Consider the following 13,886-nt stretch of genomic DNA (forward strand, 5'->3'; position numbering starts at 1 on the left):
TGATACAGATGTGCAGCGTGTGGCTGCCCTCTCTCAGGGAGAGAGGGACGTGTGTAGCGCCTGCGTGTCGGCTTAACAGGTCGTTGAAAATCTATCTGTGTTGCCGAATACCGCGTCAAAAACAGGCTCACAGCCAAAGGCTGAACGTGCTTTAGCACGGCCCCGAAGGGGCGAGCGGAGCGAGTCAAATGCTCATTTAGCTCACTAAACTCCGCTTTTTCGCCTGTTTCTTGTGCCCTAGGGGTATTTCCTTGTCTCGGCGGCCTCGATAACGTTTTTCAACAGCCTGCTAGACAAAAGATGCCTTGTAGAGCCTATAAATTTGGCTACGCTTTGTCTTTGTAATGCAATAAAAACCACATTTCATAAAAATATCGACATTTTGAGGTGCTGCATGTCAAAGGTCTCTTTCAACTGGCAAGACCCGTTCCTGTTGTTGGATCAGTTAAGTGACGAGGAGCGGATGGTCATGCAGACGGCGCATGATTACGCTCAGGACAAGTTGCTCAGCCGGGTAAGAGAGGCCAACCGTCATGAGCATTTTCATCGCGAGATCATGAACGAGCTGGGTGAGTTAGGGTTGCTGGGCGCAACCTTGCCTGAGAAATATGGCTGCGCCAATGTCAATTATGTGTGTTACGGGCTGGTCGCTCGTGAAGTGGAGCGAGTCGATAGTGGCTACCGCTCCGCCATGAGTGTGCAGTCTTCGCTGGTGATGCATCCAATCTATGCCTATGGCAGTGAAGAGCAGCGAATGCGTTACCTGCCGAAATTGGCCAGCGGTGAGTGGGTCGGTTGCTTTGGTCTGACTGAGCCTGACTCGGGCTCTGATCCAGCCAGCATGAAAACCCGGGCGATCAAGGTAGAAGGTGGATATCGCGTTACCGGAAGCAAGATGTGGATTACCAATTCGCCGATTGCGGACGTGTTAGTGGTGTGGGGCAAACTGGAGGGCGTCATCCGCGGTTTTGTGCTTGAGCGTGGTATGGAAGGGCTGAGTACGCCAAAAATTGAAGGTAAGTTCTCCCTTCGCGCCTCGATCACAGGCGAAATCGTAATGGATAACGTTTTTGTGCCTGACGAGAATCTGTTGCCCCATGTTGAGGGATTGAAGGGGCCCTTTGGCTGCCTGAATAAAGCGCGCTATGGCATTGCCTGGGGAGCGTTGGGGGCGGCTGAGTTTTGCTGGATGCAGGCGCGTCAATATTGTCTGGATCGCACACAGTTTGATCGTCCTCTGGCGGCAACGCAGTTGATCCAGAAAAAGCTTGCTGACATGCAGACGGAAATCAGCATCGGTTTGCAGGCGTGCTTGCGCGCCGGTCGTCTGATGGATGAAGAGCAGTGTGCGCCTGAGTTGATTTCCCTGATCAAGCGCAACTCCTGCGGCAAGGCGCTGGAAATTGCCCGTGTGGCGAGAGATATGCACGGTGGTAACGGAATTTCTGATGAGTATCACGTCATTCGTCACATGATGAATCTGGAGGCGGTTAATACCTACGAGGGTACTCATGATGTACATGCCCTTATTCTGGGGCGTGCTCAGACTGGCTTGCAGGCATTCAAGTAATGAAGGCCTTGAGCGGTGTCAGAGTGCTTGATCTGAGCCGAGTGCTCGCAGGGCCCTGGTCGACACAAATTCTTGCCGATCTGGGAGCGGAGGTGGTCAAGGTTGAGCGCCCCGGTGAGGGCGATGATACCCGCCACTGGGGGCCGCCTAACTTGCTTGATGAGAACGGCATCGACAGTGGCGAGTCGGCTTACTTTCAGAGTGCTAATCGAGGCAAGCAGTCGGTAGCCATTGATATTTCATCAGCGCAGGGGCAAGCCCTGGTGAGGGCGCTTGCACTCAAGGCTGATGTTCTGGTTGAAAATTACAAGGTAGGTGGGCTGGCCAGATATGGTCTGGACTATGAGAGTTTGAAGTTGCTCAATCCCCGACTGATCTATTGCTCCATCACTGGCTTCGGACAGACAGGGCCATATGCTCAGCGACCTGGGTATGATGCCATGATTCAGGCTATGGGCGGATTGATGAGCTTGACCGGTGATCCTGAGGGGGAGCCAGCGAAAGTGGGGGTGGCGTTGACAGATATTTCCACTGGCCTCTATGCCACTATTGGCATTCTGGCGGCGTTACATCAACGCCAGCACAGTGGTGAGGGTCAATACATTGATTTGGCTTTGCTTGATGTTCAGGTCGCGACGTTAGCCAATCAGGGTATGAATTTTCTGGCCACGGGAGTGGCACCTGAACGACGCGGCAACGCTCATCCGAGCATAGTGCCTTATCAGGTGTTTGCCGTAAGTGATGGTCATCTGATGCTGGCAGTAGGCAATGATGAGCAGTTTCGTCGTTGCTGTGATGTGCTGGGAATGCCGGAGTGGGGGAGTGATGATCGTTTTGCTACCAACTCCGCCAGAGTGGTGCATCGTGATGCGTTGGTGGAGGCGTTGCAGAAAATTTTTCTTCAGCGGAAGCTTGATGAATGGCTTGAATGCCTGGAAATCGCCAATGTGCCTTGTGGCCCCATCAATACATTGGATCGGGTATTTGCCAATCCTCAGGTGAAGCATCGGAAGATGAAAGTGTCGATGCATCATTCACTAGCCGGTGAGCAAGCTTTTGTAGCTAGCCCTCTGAGGCTCTCGGCATCTCCCGTTGAGTATGAATCCGCACCACCATTGCTGGGTCAGCATGGGCGTGATGTTTTGTCGACCTGGCTAGGCATTGGTGAGGAGGAGTTCGATGCGTATAGTGACGCAGGTGTAGTGGGGCGGCCTGCAGGGCTGGTTTCTGAAGAATGACTGTTTATAGAGGTGGTATGGCGCGGGTTGTCATCGAGTATTGTCCGTTGTGTCGCTGGATGCTGAGGGCCGCGTGGATAGCGCAGGAGTTGCTATCTACTTTTGAAGCTGATCTTGAAGAGGTCTCATTGCGTCCGTCAGGCAAAGGGACGTTTAAAATTTACCTCAATGCTGAACAGATCTGGTGTCGGGTTGAGGATCATGGTTTCCCTGAGGCGAAAGAAATCAAGCAGCGCGTTCGCGATCGCATCGACCCATCACGTGATCTTGGGCATATCGACAAAGTCAGCACAGCGGACCTGCCTTAGATAATCGGCTACCTCTAAGCCACAGGCTGGTAGCGTGACGGCGGGTGCGATACCTGCCGTCATTGCTTATAATGCTGTCCAATTCGAGTCTGGCAGCTCTGCCGGACTCCTTTTCTTTTCTGGCCTGAGTCCAGCTTTTGATATCCACTGGCGCTCAGCTTCATTCATCTAGAGTAATTAACCTGATCATGACTGTTCGTACTCGTATCGCTCCGTCTCCTACTGGTGATCCCCATGTAGGTACCGCTTATATCGCCCTTTTCAATCTGGCGTTTGCGCGTCAGCAAGGTGGCGAGTTCATTCTGCGTATCGAAGATACGGATCAGGTACGTAGTACTCCCGAATCAGAGCAGATGATTTTGGACTCTCTGCGCTGGCTGGGTATTGAATGGTCTGAGGGGCCTGATGTGGGTGGTCCTCATGCCCCGTACCGTCAGAGCGAACGCTCCGCTATTTATCGGCAGTATGCAGATCAGCTGGTTCGTGACGGCCATGCATTTTATTGCTTCGCAACTGCTGAAGAGCTGGATGCGATGCGGGAGGAGCAGAAGGCTCTGGGGTTACCACAAAAGTATGATGGTCGCGGGCTGCTCTTGTCTTCTGAAGAAGTGCAAAAGCGTATTGCTGCTGGCGAGCCTTATGTTGTGCGTATGAAGGTGCCTGAAGAAGGCGTGTGCGTGTTTGAAGACATGCTTCGTGGCCAGATTGAGATCGAATGGGCTCAGGTGGATATGCAGGTGCTGCTTAAGGCAGATGGTCTGCCCACGTATCATCTGGCGAACGTGGTGGATGATCATTTGATGCAGATCACGCACGTCATTCGTGGTGAAGAGTGGATCAACTCCGCGCCCAAGCACTTGCTGTTGTACAAATATTTCGGTTGGCAGGCGCCAGTGCTCTGTCACATGCCGTTGTTGCGTAACCCGGACAAGACCAAGTTGTCCAAGCGCAAAAACCCCACCAGCATTAACTTCTATCGCCGCATGGGCTATCTGCCTGAGGCGCTGCTTAATTATTTGGGCAGAATGGGTTGGTCTATGCCGGATGAGCGTGAAAAGTTCAGCTTGGCTGAGATGGTTGAGAATTTTGATATCCAGCGTGTCTCATTGGGTGGCCCCATTTTCGATCTGGAAAAACTGAGCTGGTTGAACGGGCAGTGGTTGCGTGAGCTAAACGCCGATCAATTTGTTCAGCGCTATCTGGAGTGGGGCCTGAATCTGGACTATTTACGCCAGGCTATACCGCACGTTCAGCCACGCGTGGGTACTTTTAGTGATGTGCTGCCTGTAGCGGGTCACTTGCTCAGTGGTTTGATCAAAGTGTCTGCAGGTGATTTTGAGCACAAGAAACTGCAGCACGAAGATGTGCGTCGTATTCTTCAGTTCGCATCGTGGAAAATGGATACTCAGCGTTACTGGGATAAGGACAGCCTTTTTGCAACTCTGAGCGAGCTCTCAAAGGCGATGGGTTATAAAGTAGGTGATTTCTTCTTCCCGCTGTTTATTGCCATTGCAGGTACTTCGGCTACCTTCTCGGTGGTTGATGCAATGGCAATTCTGGGTGCTGATCTCACGCGTGCGCGATTGCGTAGTGCTTTGGATGTTGTGGGTGGTCCTTCCAAAAAAGAAGCCAAAGCCTGGGAGAAAGAGTATACGGCTCTTGCTTCGGCAGATTGATGGTTGCTGAGAGTCTCCGTTGCGGTCGTTTCGACGTAAGTCTTTGAGATACATAGGTTCTTTTTTTATTATCTTATTGACATGAATGAGGGGGCTCATTATTATACGCCCCGCAACAAGGTTAGGGGCTATAGCTCAGCTGGGAGAGCGCTTGCATGGCATGCAAGAGGTCAGCGGTTCGATCCCGCTTAGCTCCACCAATCTTCTTGCGGGTATGTCCCATTCGTCTAGTGGCCTAGGACACCGCCCTTTCACGGCGGTAACAGGGGTTCGAACCCCCTATGGGACGCCATCCTTTGAGATGGGGCTATAGCTCAGCTGGGAGAGCGCTTGCATGGCATGCAAGAGGTCAGCGGTTCGATCCCGCTTAGCTCCACCAAAAGGACAATCCATGTCCCATTCGTCTAGTGGTCTAGGACACCGCCCTTTCACGGCGGTAACAGGGGTTCGAACCCCCTATGGGACGCCATCTTTTGAGATGGGGCTATAGCTCAGCTGGGAGAGCGCTTGCATGGCATGCAAGAGGTCAGCGGTTCGATCCCGCTTAGCTCCACCAAAAGGACAATCCAGTATGTCCCATTCGTCTAGTGGCCTAGGACACCGCCCTTTCACGGCGGTAACAGGGGTTCGAACCCCCTATGGGACGCCATCTTTTGAGATGGGGCTATAGCTCAGCTGGGAGAGCGCTTGCATGGCATGCAAGAGGTCAGCGGTTCGATCCCGCTTAGCTCCACCAATCTTTATTATCAATATTCTCAATCAAAAAAATGATGTGCCTGCCTGATTTCAGGCTTTTCGCGTTTCTTGCCTTGTCTGTATTGTTCTGGCAGCGTTAGTGTCGATTGGCAGAAGGAAGGGGTGGTATGAAGCGTTTGGTTGTGGCTTCTGGTGTATTGGTGGCTGTTGTTTCTGCAGTTGTGGTGTATTTTCTTGTAAATGCAGAGAGTTTGCATCAGCAGGGTGCAGAGTCGTTTCAGGATTTTGGCTATAAAGTTGTGCCTCTTGCTCAGGGGCCTGTTGCTGAGGAGCAGAGGGTTCCTATGAATCCTGATGCGGTGCCGCAGCCTTCACGGTCAACTCAAGCACAAATAATTACCGGTTTGCAGGCGGAAAAGCAGGTGCTTATTGGTCAGGTGGCCAAGTTGCAGGGCGAGGTGGATGCTTACAAAAAACAAGTGGGTGAGTTGCGGTCTAAGTTAGATGTTTACTCTGCTCCAGTGTTGCCTCAAGGGGTGACGCAGTCTGCGCTGCTTGGTTTGTTAAATCAGGTTCCGGAGTTGCAGGTGTTTACGGGTTATCAAAAGGAACTGATGGGGGTGATGGCTTACCGTGAATATATGCGAATCGTTGCTGAGTATGGTGTGCTTTTAACGCCGCGAAAGCGTGATCAGCTGATTCGGACCGGGTTGTCGCGCTATGCGTTTTGTGTGGCGGATGCGGTAGATGTTATTGCAAACGATGCGAGTGAGCGCAATAAGTTGCGGAATTATATCGAAAAGGGGCAAGAAGATATGGCCACGCCTCTGCAGTCAGACCTGGTAAAGGGGCTGCTCCCCTGTAAGAGGAGTCTGGATGAGTACGTGGCCAGGGATTTGATGCCGGCGGGGTGATCCTCTAGAGGATTACTCGCCTTTTTTGCGCATCTTGCCTAGTGCAGCTGCGCGCTTGGCTTCTTCGCGAGCTCGTTTTTCAGCTGCTTTGGCGGCTTTCTTGTCCAGATAAGTTTGCTCTCTTTCGGTCTGGAATTGTTCGTAAGTTTCCTGGCGCTGTTTGTCCTTATCGCGCTTGCTCTTGGCCTGCTCTTTGAGCTCTTCTTTCAATTGGGAACTGCTGTCCTCAATTTCTTTGCTCAGCTCGGCAAGGCGTTCCTGCTTCTCGCGATTGATGGTTTCTTCCAGAGCCTGCAGTTTGGCTATTTGGGTTTCGAGATCCAACGTAAAACTCTCCGCCTGCAGCGATGTCATTGGGTGGGTTGAAAAAATGAGGCTTATTATAGTCTTTAGATGGCAGTTTGGCTATCAAGTCGTGGTGCAGATATTGAGTAAGTTTAGAAGGGGTGGAATATTCGTCTATAAGAAGTCTGTAGTAGAGAGGCTGGTTGTCTAATTGTTCATCAGAATAGTTTTCTGTATAATGTTGCGCGACTTGTGCCGGGTTGGGATTTACGTGCCAGTGCGCCCCTCCGGACTAATATTGTCAACCCCTGTTACTACTGGCTGGCAGGTGAACCTGATCACTATGTGATCTCAATCGGAATCTAACATGACTGAATCTTTTGCCGAACTCTTTGAAGCTTCCCTTAAAGAGCTGGAAATGCAGCCTGGCGCCCTGGTTGAGGGTGAAATCGTTGCAATTGACAGTGACTGGGTAACCGTTAACGCTGGCCTGAAATCCGAGTCAGTTATTCCACGCAGCCAATTTCTGAACGAAAAAGGTGAGCTGGAAGTTAACGTTGGCGATCTGATCAAGGTTGCTCTGGAAGCGGTTGAAAACGGCTTTGGTGAAACTCGTCTGTCTCGTGAAAAAGCCAAGCGCGCTGAAGCTTGGAACGTTCTTGAGAAAGCCTTTGAAGGTGATAGCACTGTTAAAGGTGTTATCAGCGGTAAGGTTAAAGGTGGTTTCACTGTAAACATCATGAACATTCAGGGCTTCCTGCCAGGTTCTCTGGTAGATGTGCGTCCAGTGCGTGATGTTGACTACCTCGAAGGCAAAGAGCTTGAGTTCAAACTGATCAAGCTGGATGCAAAGCGCAACAACATCGTTGTTTCTCGCCGTGCTGTTCTGGAAGCTGCAAACAGTGCTCAGCGCGATGAGCTGCTGGCTTCTCTGCAAGAAGGTCAGGTTGTTAACGGTATCGTTAAAAACCTCACTAACTACGGTGCCTTTATTGATCTGGGCGGCGTAGACGGTCTGCTGCACATCACCGATATGGCGTGGAAGCGTATCAGCCACCCGAGCGAAATGTTGACTCCTGGCGATGAGCTGACTGTTAAGATCATCAAGTTTGATCGTGAAACCGGTCGTCTGTCACTGGGTCTGAAACAGCTGAGCAACGATCCTTGGGATGATATCGAAGCACGTTATCCTTCTGGTGCAGTAGTTAAGGCGGTTGTGACTAACCTGACTGACTACGGTTGCTTTGCTGCTCTGGAAGAGGGTATCGAAGGTCTGGTGCACGTTTCTGAAATGTCTTGGACCAACAAAAACATCCATCCATCCAAAGTAGTTCAGGTTGGTGATGATGTTGAGGTTATGATCCTGGATATCGATACTGCTCGTCGTCGTATCTCTCTGGGTCTGAAACAGTGCCAGGAAAACCCATGGGTACGCTTCTCCAGCACTTATAAGGCTGGCGACAAGGTACAGGGCAAGATCAAGACTATCACCGACTTTGGTGTGTTTGTTGGTCTGGAGTGGGATCTGGATGGTCTGGTACACGTATCTGATCTGTCTTGGGATGCTGATAACGAAGCACTGCTGCGTCAGTTCAAGAAAGGTGACGAAGTTGAGGCCGTTATTCTGGCTGTAGATCCTGAGAAAGAGCGTATTTCTCTGGGTATCAAGCAGCTGGAAAGTGATCCGTTCTCTGAGTTTGTTACTCAGAATGGTAAAAACTCCAAAGTTACCGGTACTGTAAAAGAAATCGTCAGCGATAAAGAAGCCGTTGTTGAACTGGCCGAAGGCATCGAAGGCGTTCTGAAGTCCGATACTGCTGGTCTGAATGTTGGCGACAGCATTGAGGCTCTGATCGTTAACGTTGATCGCAAGCAGCGTGGGATTTCTCTGTCTGTTAAAGCGCTGGAAGCCGCTGAAGAGCGCGCAGCACTGCGTGATGTTCGCAATCAGGAAGTTGAGACCTCTGGTCCTACTACCATTGGCGATCTGATCAAACAGCAGATGGCAAATCAGGGCTAATACTTAATTAGTCCGGTTAAGAGGGCCGCCTAGTGCGGCCTTCTTGTGTTTTTGCATATAGTCCCCAGGTTCACCTTCATGCTAGACCAAGCCTCAAATGACGAGCTGATCCAAGCCTTTTGGAGTCAGGTAGAATCCACTATTGACTGGGTGGTTAATCGTTCAGGTGCAGCTCATGTTCACGTTGATGACATTGTTTATAGTTATGAGCGGTTACTGAAGCAGATCGATGAAAACCTGACTTTGCATATGGCAAGAGGCTTGACGCAAGAGGTCTTGGAGATGGTTATTGGCTGTGATGGGTATGCCGAGTCCATCGCCAGTGTAATGACATTAGTGCAAGCTGCTCCGCTGCTTAATAATGTGCGCGTGTCGGCGTTTCATGATCGCTTATCTGATATCCCTAACGTTATTGAGACGGACGACGTACCGTTACAGTTGGGTGATGTATGGTTTCATATCAGTCGCTCAGACCGACTGCATCTAAGCCTGTTTATTAGTGATTTCAGAGGCTTGGATGAAGATGCACGAGTTGAGGCGGTCATGTACTACCTTGATGCTTTCATCGGGGAATATGACATGATGACTCGTGTGGCCACATTGAACTGGTATCAACTACCTGCAGATCCTTTAGATTTTGGCCTGCGACCTTTGAGCGAGCTGCGAGAAGAGTTTGACAATGTACGCACGCGAGTCCGCCCGGTAGGGGTGGTTTTTCACTGATTTTCGCGTGTGTGAATGGCTATGGTCACGCTGTTGAGTGTGCTGTGGCTAAGGAAAATAACTCTGTCCAGGTAGGTTTCGGATAAAAATAAAGCGACTGAATAGTCGCTTTATTTTTAAGTGAAGAAGTCAATTGTTGGACAATATGTACACGTTGTCTTCTTCATCTGTTCGAGCGAAGTGCATGTTCATGGCTAACCTCATTTCCTTGGTGTGTTCGGCGTCGGCTTGCTAATTATACTAAGGTCTAATGGTGCCTGCTAGGCCTTATGTTCCCTCACTTTGTTTCTTGTTAGAAATTTTAGTTATATAAGATGGATGCAAAACAGAGGGTCTGCATCAACGCTGGCTGTGCTTTATGTTTACGTGGTTGTCATATGAGTCCCTGCTACAGTGACTCACCGTTTGATATCAGCTATTTTAATCTCGCCTCAAGTCTCAAACTGGCGATGTTGCAGTGCATGAAGTACATTAACCTACGTTGGTGTCTGCACATTTACCTGTGGTTGGGCTGGAGGTGCGACGAGATTCGGGTGTTCGAGGTTAGCGTCTAATAATTCAAATAGTCAGGGTAAGTATGAGAATTCTCAGGAAGTACACGAACCGTCGTCTGTATGACACATCTCGTAGCTGCTACATCACCTTGGAAGATGTAAAGCAGCTTGTTCTGGATAATGAGCCCTTTAAGGTTGAAGACTCCAAGACGGGTAACGATCTGACTAGAAATATTTTATTGCAAATTATTAGTGAGCAGGAAGGACAGGGCGGTAGTGCGCTGTTGACCAATCAGGTTTTGCAGCAGCTTATCCGTTTTTACGGTGACAGCATGCAAGGTTTGATGGCTCAATATCTCGAGCATAGCGTAGGTGCTTTTCTGGAGCATCAGGAACGTATTCGTGAGCAGGTTGAGTCAATGATGTCTGCTGCGAATCCATTGAATGTGATGAACCGTATCGCAGATCAGAATATGGCGATGTGGCAAATGTTTGCGCAAGGTTTTGATAGAAGAAAGGCTGCTGAAAATGGTGGTGAAGACGAGTCTGAGCCAGAAAACGGCTCCGACAGTTGATTGTAGAAAAATAGATATTTAATTGGATATAGCTAAAAATGCCCGCTAATTCGAAAGTGGGCATTTTTATTTATGCTATCAGTTCTTTGTTTATTTCTGGTTATTTGTCTCGCGACAAAAGCCAATCATAGATTGCCTCTGGTACGTCCCTTTGTGCTCTGCCACTGACAAATATCCCGATATGGCCAGCTTTGAAAGCGAATTCGTTGTAGTCCTCGGTGCTGACATAGTCTTTTAATGCGACGGAAGCTGACGGCGGCACCAGGTGATCATGGGTTGCGTACATATTGAGGACGGGCTGGCTGATCTTTGCAAGGTCAACTATGTCGTCACCGATTTTTGCTTCGCCCTTGATCAATAAATTTTGTTGAAAAAATTGCTTGATGAACTGGCGGAACGCCTCTCCTGCTTGGTCTGGGCTGTCATATATCCATTTCTCCATGCGCAGGAAGTTGAGAGCCTTGTCGTGGCTTTCCAGATTCGCTGGCATCCCCAAGTTTTTCTGAATGCCTAATCGCATCGGCATCAGCGAGTTATAGGCATCATTGAGTACAACTCCAGGGATGTTGCCATAGGTATCTACCGCAAGGTCAGTATCTACTTCTCTTGCAAGATGAGATAACAAATTGTCCTCTGTATGGAAATCTACTGGGGTAACCATGGTGATAAGATTTTTTACTTTTTCACCGTGGAGCGCAGTGTAGCAGAGACAGAGTGTGCCTCCCTGGCATATACCAAGAATATTTAATTTTGTTTGTTTACTATTTTTAAGAACTGCATCGACACAGTTATCAATATAACCGTTGACATAGTCATCGAGGTCTAAATAGCGATCTGCTGGATCAGGGTACCCCCAGTCAATAAGATAAACGTCTATACCTGCAGAAAGTAAGCCATTAATTAATGACCTGTCATGCTGTAGGTCAACCATGTAGTAGCGATTTACCAAGGCATAGACAATAAGTAGAGGTGTCTTCACCTTTTTCTTTATCGGGGATGAATAATGGAAAAGGGTGAGTTTGTCTTCCTGATAAATGCACTCTTTGGGATTAGTGCCAACGTCAATATCGCGAATCTGTTGAATAGTTTGGAAGCTCTTAAATAGATTGGCGTTAAATTCGGTCAACTCTTCTGCAATTTTGTGCGGGTCAAGTTTCAAGCCTTTCATGAGGGTATTCCCTTATTCGCCTTTTGCTTCGCCAGTCGTCTTTTTCGCTGAATGGTTGGTGCTGCGTTTGCGTGGAGAGGGTGTGCTTGTAGCTAAAGTCTTGCTTGCAGCAGTTTCTTCGGAAGAGGGTATTGTTTTTGCGCTGGTTGCTCGTTTTTGGCTGCTTGAGCCTGACACTTTAGAGGTGGTTGTCGTTGTTTTTGTGGTCAATGCTTGGATCTGCTCAGCCTGTGCTACCAAAAGTTTCTTCAGTTCATTGATCTCTTCTTTTAGAGAAGTGACTTCTTTGTTAATGCCTTTAAGTTGCTTCCGGGCATCATGCTGGCGCTTGAGAGCGGTATTCATTTCCAGGCGAGTAGGCATGCCGAGGGTTTTAAGTTGAAGGTCACGAATTTCAATGTTGTATTTGCGCAGCGCCATAAAGGCGTTGCTGACTTTGCCATGAGCGTGGCGATACTCCGTGGTAAATACCAGCTTTTTATAGCATTCCTCGTAGCAGTCCACCCAGAGGTCGTGAAGCTCACCAAGCGAGGTGATTTCTATGCCGCCTGAGTTAAGCTTCTCCAGCATGCGTTTGCTGGTGTCGGCATTGATGTTGCTATAAAGCTCGGTGTAGCGGGTAAGGCATTCTTGGAATTCCAGCCACAGTTTGCCGCCTTGCTGTAGTTTCTCCTGAAATTCACGATTGCTTCCAACGCTGGGGATATCCAGATGATTCTTCAGGCTGTTCATGAAAGCATTGTCGAACAGCAGGTCATCCTGAAAACTATGGGTTTTGAATAATGAAGAAAGCTGGTCTGGAAGAGAGAACTCTTTAAGCAGATTTTCGATCACCTGCTTTTGCATCATGTTGCTGAATTCGGAAATGAGCTGCTCAGCGTGACTGGCGTCATGCCAGTTTTGCCAGTTTTTAAGAAGTTCTTCACCACTGCGCGTGAACCAGTCAGTTTGTTTGCTTCCTTGTGAGAATACGTCTGCAGAAAGGGATTCAAGGCTTTCCTTGGCTATTTTTTGCCACCCGTCAAACATTCCTTGCCATGGATTGCTGAAGGACTGGCTGCTACCCTCTGCTAGTTTTTTCCAGTAATCACTTTGCGTTTCTAGCCATTTATCTAGGCCAAAAAGCGAATTGGCTTCCATGTTCTCCTCCTCTGGAATCAAGTTGGCGATTGGCTATTAATAGCATGTCGCGATGCACAAATCCCTGATCAGTAGCACAAATTCTAGCGTTGTGTATCAAGGTGCTCAGATGCATGTGACGGCAAGTAGCTTGACGCTTTGCTAGTCTTTATGCCTATGGCAACGGTGTCGCCAGTAAGTGCATCATCGCTTGGGCTGCATTGGACAATGTCCTTTCCTTGTGACGAATGTACCCTAATGGTCGCTCTATTTTGGTATCCAGCAAAGGTAGCACGGTCAATGACTGCGTTAAATTGCGGGGGAGTAAACTCCATCCCTGACCAATTTCGACCATCATTTGGATAGTGTCCAGATTGTTGGTATTGACGCCAAGGTTCAGTTTGACGCCATTGCTTTGCAGTATGTTTTCCACCCGTTGCCTGGTAAATGTTGACTGATCGGGAAGAATGGCTGCGTATGTCTCCAGGTCACCCAGTGTGGGTTCTGGTAGCAAGGCAAGGGGGTGTTCGGGGCTAACTGCAAAACACAGCTCATCCTGCCAGAGCAGGACGCTTTCCAAGCGCGGGTCAGGGTCGGGAGCTAAGGTAATGACCGCCATCTCCAGATAGCCCTGTAATACGCCTTCATAGGCCTTTTCCGATTCACCAAAATGGATATCCAGTTTTACCTTTGGATGGCTTCGGGAGTAGTGGCGCAAGTACGGAGGAAGTCGGTGCAGGCCAATATGATGACTTGTGGCTAATGTCAGAGGGCCGCTGATTTCTCCGCTAAGGTTGTCCAGGTCTCTCCGGGTATCTTCCATCATGTCGAATAGTGCGTAGCTTCGCTTGAGCAGCAGCTGGCCGGCCTGGGTCAGCTGTATCTGTCTCCCAACTCTGTCAAAGAGTCGATGCCCTACCTGTTCTTCCAGAGCAGCAATGCGCTTGCTGACGGCGGGTTGGGTGAGAAAGAGGCGGTGTGCTGCCAATGAGAATGACTGACATTCCGCCACTGTAATAAAGGCTTGCAGAGCCTGTGTATCGAAAGTATTCCCCATAGGAATTCATCTGATAAAAATTATGAATTTGTTTTATTTTAGA

General features: G+C 49.3%; 12 protein-coding genes and 7 tRNA genes. 15 read left to right on the forward strand and 4 right to left on the reverse strand.

Annotated features, from left to right (window positions below; all coding sequences use genetic code 11):
* The first annotated feature begins 394 nt into the window (after nt 1-394).
* The 12 genes from WH50_RS15105 (at nt 395) to WH50_RS15160 (ending at nt 6,402) form a co-directional block, all read left to right on the forward strand.
* Entirely contained in the window at nt 395-1,570 is a 1,176-nt protein-coding gene (locus tag WH50_RS15105; protein ID WP_110188059.1) for an acyl-CoA dehydrogenase, read from the forward strand.
* The gene (locus WH50_RS15110) at nt 1,570-2,808 is read left to right on the forward strand and encodes a CaiB/BaiF CoA transferase family protein (protein WP_110188060.1); all 1,239 of its coding nucleotides are present in this window, start codon (nt 1,570-1,572) and stop codon (nt 2,806-2,808) included. The genes WH50_RS15105 and WH50_RS15110 overlap by 1 nt, the downstream gene beginning before the upstream one ends.
* A 17-nt stretch (nt 2,809-2,825) precedes the next feature.
* Complete coding sequence (locus WH50_RS15115) at nt 2,826-3,116, forward strand: Rdx family protein (RefSeq protein ID WP_207780331.1); 291 nt, start codon at nt 2,826-2,828, stop codon at nt 3,114-3,116.
* Nucleotides 3,117-3,304: 188 nt separating this feature from the next.
* Complete coding sequence (gene gltX / locus WH50_RS15120) at nt 3,305-4,792, forward strand: glutamate--tRNA ligase (RefSeq protein WP_110188062.1); 1,488 nt, start codon at nt 3,305-3,307, stop codon at nt 4,790-4,792.
* A gap of 124 nt (nt 4,793-4,916) precedes the next feature.
* A tRNA-Ala gene (locus WH50_RS15125) sits at nt 4,917-4,992 on the forward strand.
* Nucleotides 4,993-5,008: 16 nt separating this feature from the next.
* Nucleotides 5,009-5,084, forward strand: a tRNA-Glu gene (locus tag WH50_RS15130).
* Nucleotides 5,085-5,095: 11 nt separating this feature from the next.
* A tRNA-Ala gene (locus WH50_RS15135) sits at nt 5,096-5,171 on the forward strand.
* A 14-nt stretch (nt 5,172-5,185) separates the two neighbouring features.
* A tRNA-Glu gene (locus tag WH50_RS15140) sits at nt 5,186-5,261 on the forward strand.
* Nucleotides 5,262-5,272: 11 nt separating this feature from the next.
* Nucleotides 5,273-5,348: transfer RNA gene (locus tag WH50_RS15145), tRNA-Ala, on the forward strand.
* A 17-nt stretch (nt 5,349-5,365) separates the two neighbouring features.
* A tRNA-Glu gene (locus WH50_RS15150) sits at nt 5,366-5,441 on the forward strand.
* An 11-nt stretch (nt 5,442-5,452) separates the two neighbouring features.
* A tRNA-Ala gene (locus WH50_RS15155) sits at nt 5,453-5,528 on the forward strand.
* 127 nt (nt 5,529-5,655) lie between these two features.
* Nucleotides 5,656-6,402 (forward strand): hypothetical protein, encoded by a 747-nt coding sequence (locus WH50_RS15160; RefSeq protein ID WP_110188063.1) that lies wholly within the window; start codon nt 5,656-5,658, stop codon nt 6,400-6,402.
* A 12-nt stretch (nt 6,403-6,414) separates the two neighbouring features.
* On the opposite strand, the gene WH50_RS15165 is transcribed toward WH50_RS15160, so the two are convergent.
* Complete coding sequence (locus tag WH50_RS15165; protein WP_133251337.1) at nt 6,415-6,726, reverse strand: hypothetical protein; 312 nt, start codon at nt 6,724-6,726, stop codon at nt 6,415-6,417.
* 328 nt (nt 6,727-7,054) lie between these two features.
* Here WH50_RS15165 and rpsA point away from each other — a divergent pair, with 328 nt between their 5' ends.
* The 3 genes from rpsA (at nt 7,055) to phaR (ending at nt 10,499) form a co-directional block, all read left to right on the forward strand.
* Nucleotides 7,055-8,707: a 30S ribosomal protein S1 gene (gene rpsA, locus WH50_RS15170; RefSeq protein ID WP_104154245.1), complete on the forward strand. Its 1,653-nt coding sequence runs from the start codon at nt 7,055-7,057 to the stop codon at nt 8,705-8,707.
* Between the two features lie 78 nt (nt 8,708-8,785).
* Entirely contained in the window at nt 8,786-9,430 is a 645-nt protein-coding gene (locus WH50_RS15175) for a hypothetical protein (protein WP_110188065.1), read from the forward strand.
* Between the two features lie 577 nt (nt 9,431-10,007).
* Nucleotides 10,008-10,499: a polyhydroxyalkanoate synthesis repressor PhaR gene (gene phaR, locus WH50_RS15180; protein ID WP_104154239.1), complete on the forward strand. Its 492-nt coding sequence runs from the start codon at nt 10,008-10,010 to the stop codon at nt 10,497-10,499.
* 100 nt (nt 10,500-10,599) lie between these two features.
* Here the strand turns inward: phaR and phaC are convergent, their stop codons facing one another.
* The 3 genes from phaC to WH50_RS15195 all read right to left on the reverse strand — a co-directional run bounded on the left by phaC (nt 10,600) and on the right by WH50_RS15195 (nt 13,843).
* Entirely contained in the window at nt 10,600-11,667 is a 1,068-nt protein-coding gene (phaC, locus tag WH50_RS15185) for a class III poly(R)-hydroxyalkanoic acid synthase subunit PhaC (protein WP_110188066.1), read from the reverse strand.
* Between the two features lie 12 nt (nt 11,668-11,679).
* Nucleotides 11,680-12,807, reverse strand: coding sequence for a poly(R)-hydroxyalkanoic acid synthase subunit PhaE (locus WH50_RS15190; protein WP_110188067.1), 1,128 nt, complete (start codon nt 12,805-12,807; stop codon nt 11,680-11,682).
* Nucleotides 12,808-12,961: 154 nt separating this feature from the next.
* Entirely contained in the window at nt 12,962-13,843 is an 882-nt protein-coding gene (locus tag WH50_RS15195) for a LysR family transcriptional regulator (RefSeq protein WP_110188068.1), read from the reverse strand.
* Nucleotides 13,844-13,886 lie beyond the last annotated feature (43 nt).

The organism is Pokkaliibacter plantistimulans (assembly GCF_003194385.1).
Lineage (GTDB): Bacteria > Pseudomonadota > Gammaproteobacteria > Pseudomonadales > Balneatricaceae > Pokkaliibacter > Pokkaliibacter plantistimulans.

Excerpts from the sequence above, each read along its gene's own strand:
- WH50_RS15115 (WP_207780331.1), top strand. The coding sequence starts at position 2,826 with ATGGCGCGGGTTGTCATCGAGTATTGTCCGTTGTGTCGCTGGATGCTG.
- phaR (WP_104154239.1), top strand. The coding sequence starts at position 10,008 with ATGAGAATTCTCAGGAAGTACACGAACCGTCGTCTGTATGACACATCT.
- gltX (WP_110188062.1), top strand. The coding sequence starts at position 3,305 with ATGACTGTTCGTACTCGTATCGCTCCGTCTCCTACTGGTGATCCCCAT.
- WH50_RS15105 (WP_110188059.1), top strand. The coding sequence starts at position 395 with ATGTCAAAGGTCTCTTTCAACTGGCAAGACCCGTTCCTGTTGTTGGAT.
- WH50_RS15160 (WP_110188063.1), top strand. The coding sequence starts at position 5,656 with ATGAAGCGTTTGGTTGTGGCTTCTGGTGTATTGGTGGCTGTTGTTTCT.
- rpsA (WP_104154245.1), top strand. The coding sequence starts at position 7,055 with ATGACTGAATCTTTTGCCGAACTCTTTGAAGCTTCCCTTAAAGAGCTG.
- phaC (WP_110188066.1), bottom strand. The coding sequence starts at position 11,667 with ATGAAAGGCTTGAAACTTGACCCGCACAAAATTGCAGAAGAGTTGACC.
- WH50_RS15190 (WP_110188067.1), bottom strand. The coding sequence starts at position 12,807 with ATGGAAGCCAATTCGCTTTTTGGCCTAGATAAATGGCTAGAAACGCAA.
- WH50_RS15175 (WP_110188065.1), top strand. The coding sequence starts at position 8,786 with ATGCTAGACCAAGCCTCAAATGACGAGCTGATCCAAGCCTTTTGGAGT.
- WH50_RS15110 (WP_110188060.1), top strand. The coding sequence starts at position 1,570 with ATGAAGGCCTTGAGCGGTGTCAGAGTGCTTGATCTGAGCCGAGTGCTC.
- WH50_RS15195 (WP_110188068.1), bottom strand. The coding sequence starts at position 13,843 with ATGGGGAATACTTTCGATACACAGGCTCTGCAAGCCTTTATTACAGTG.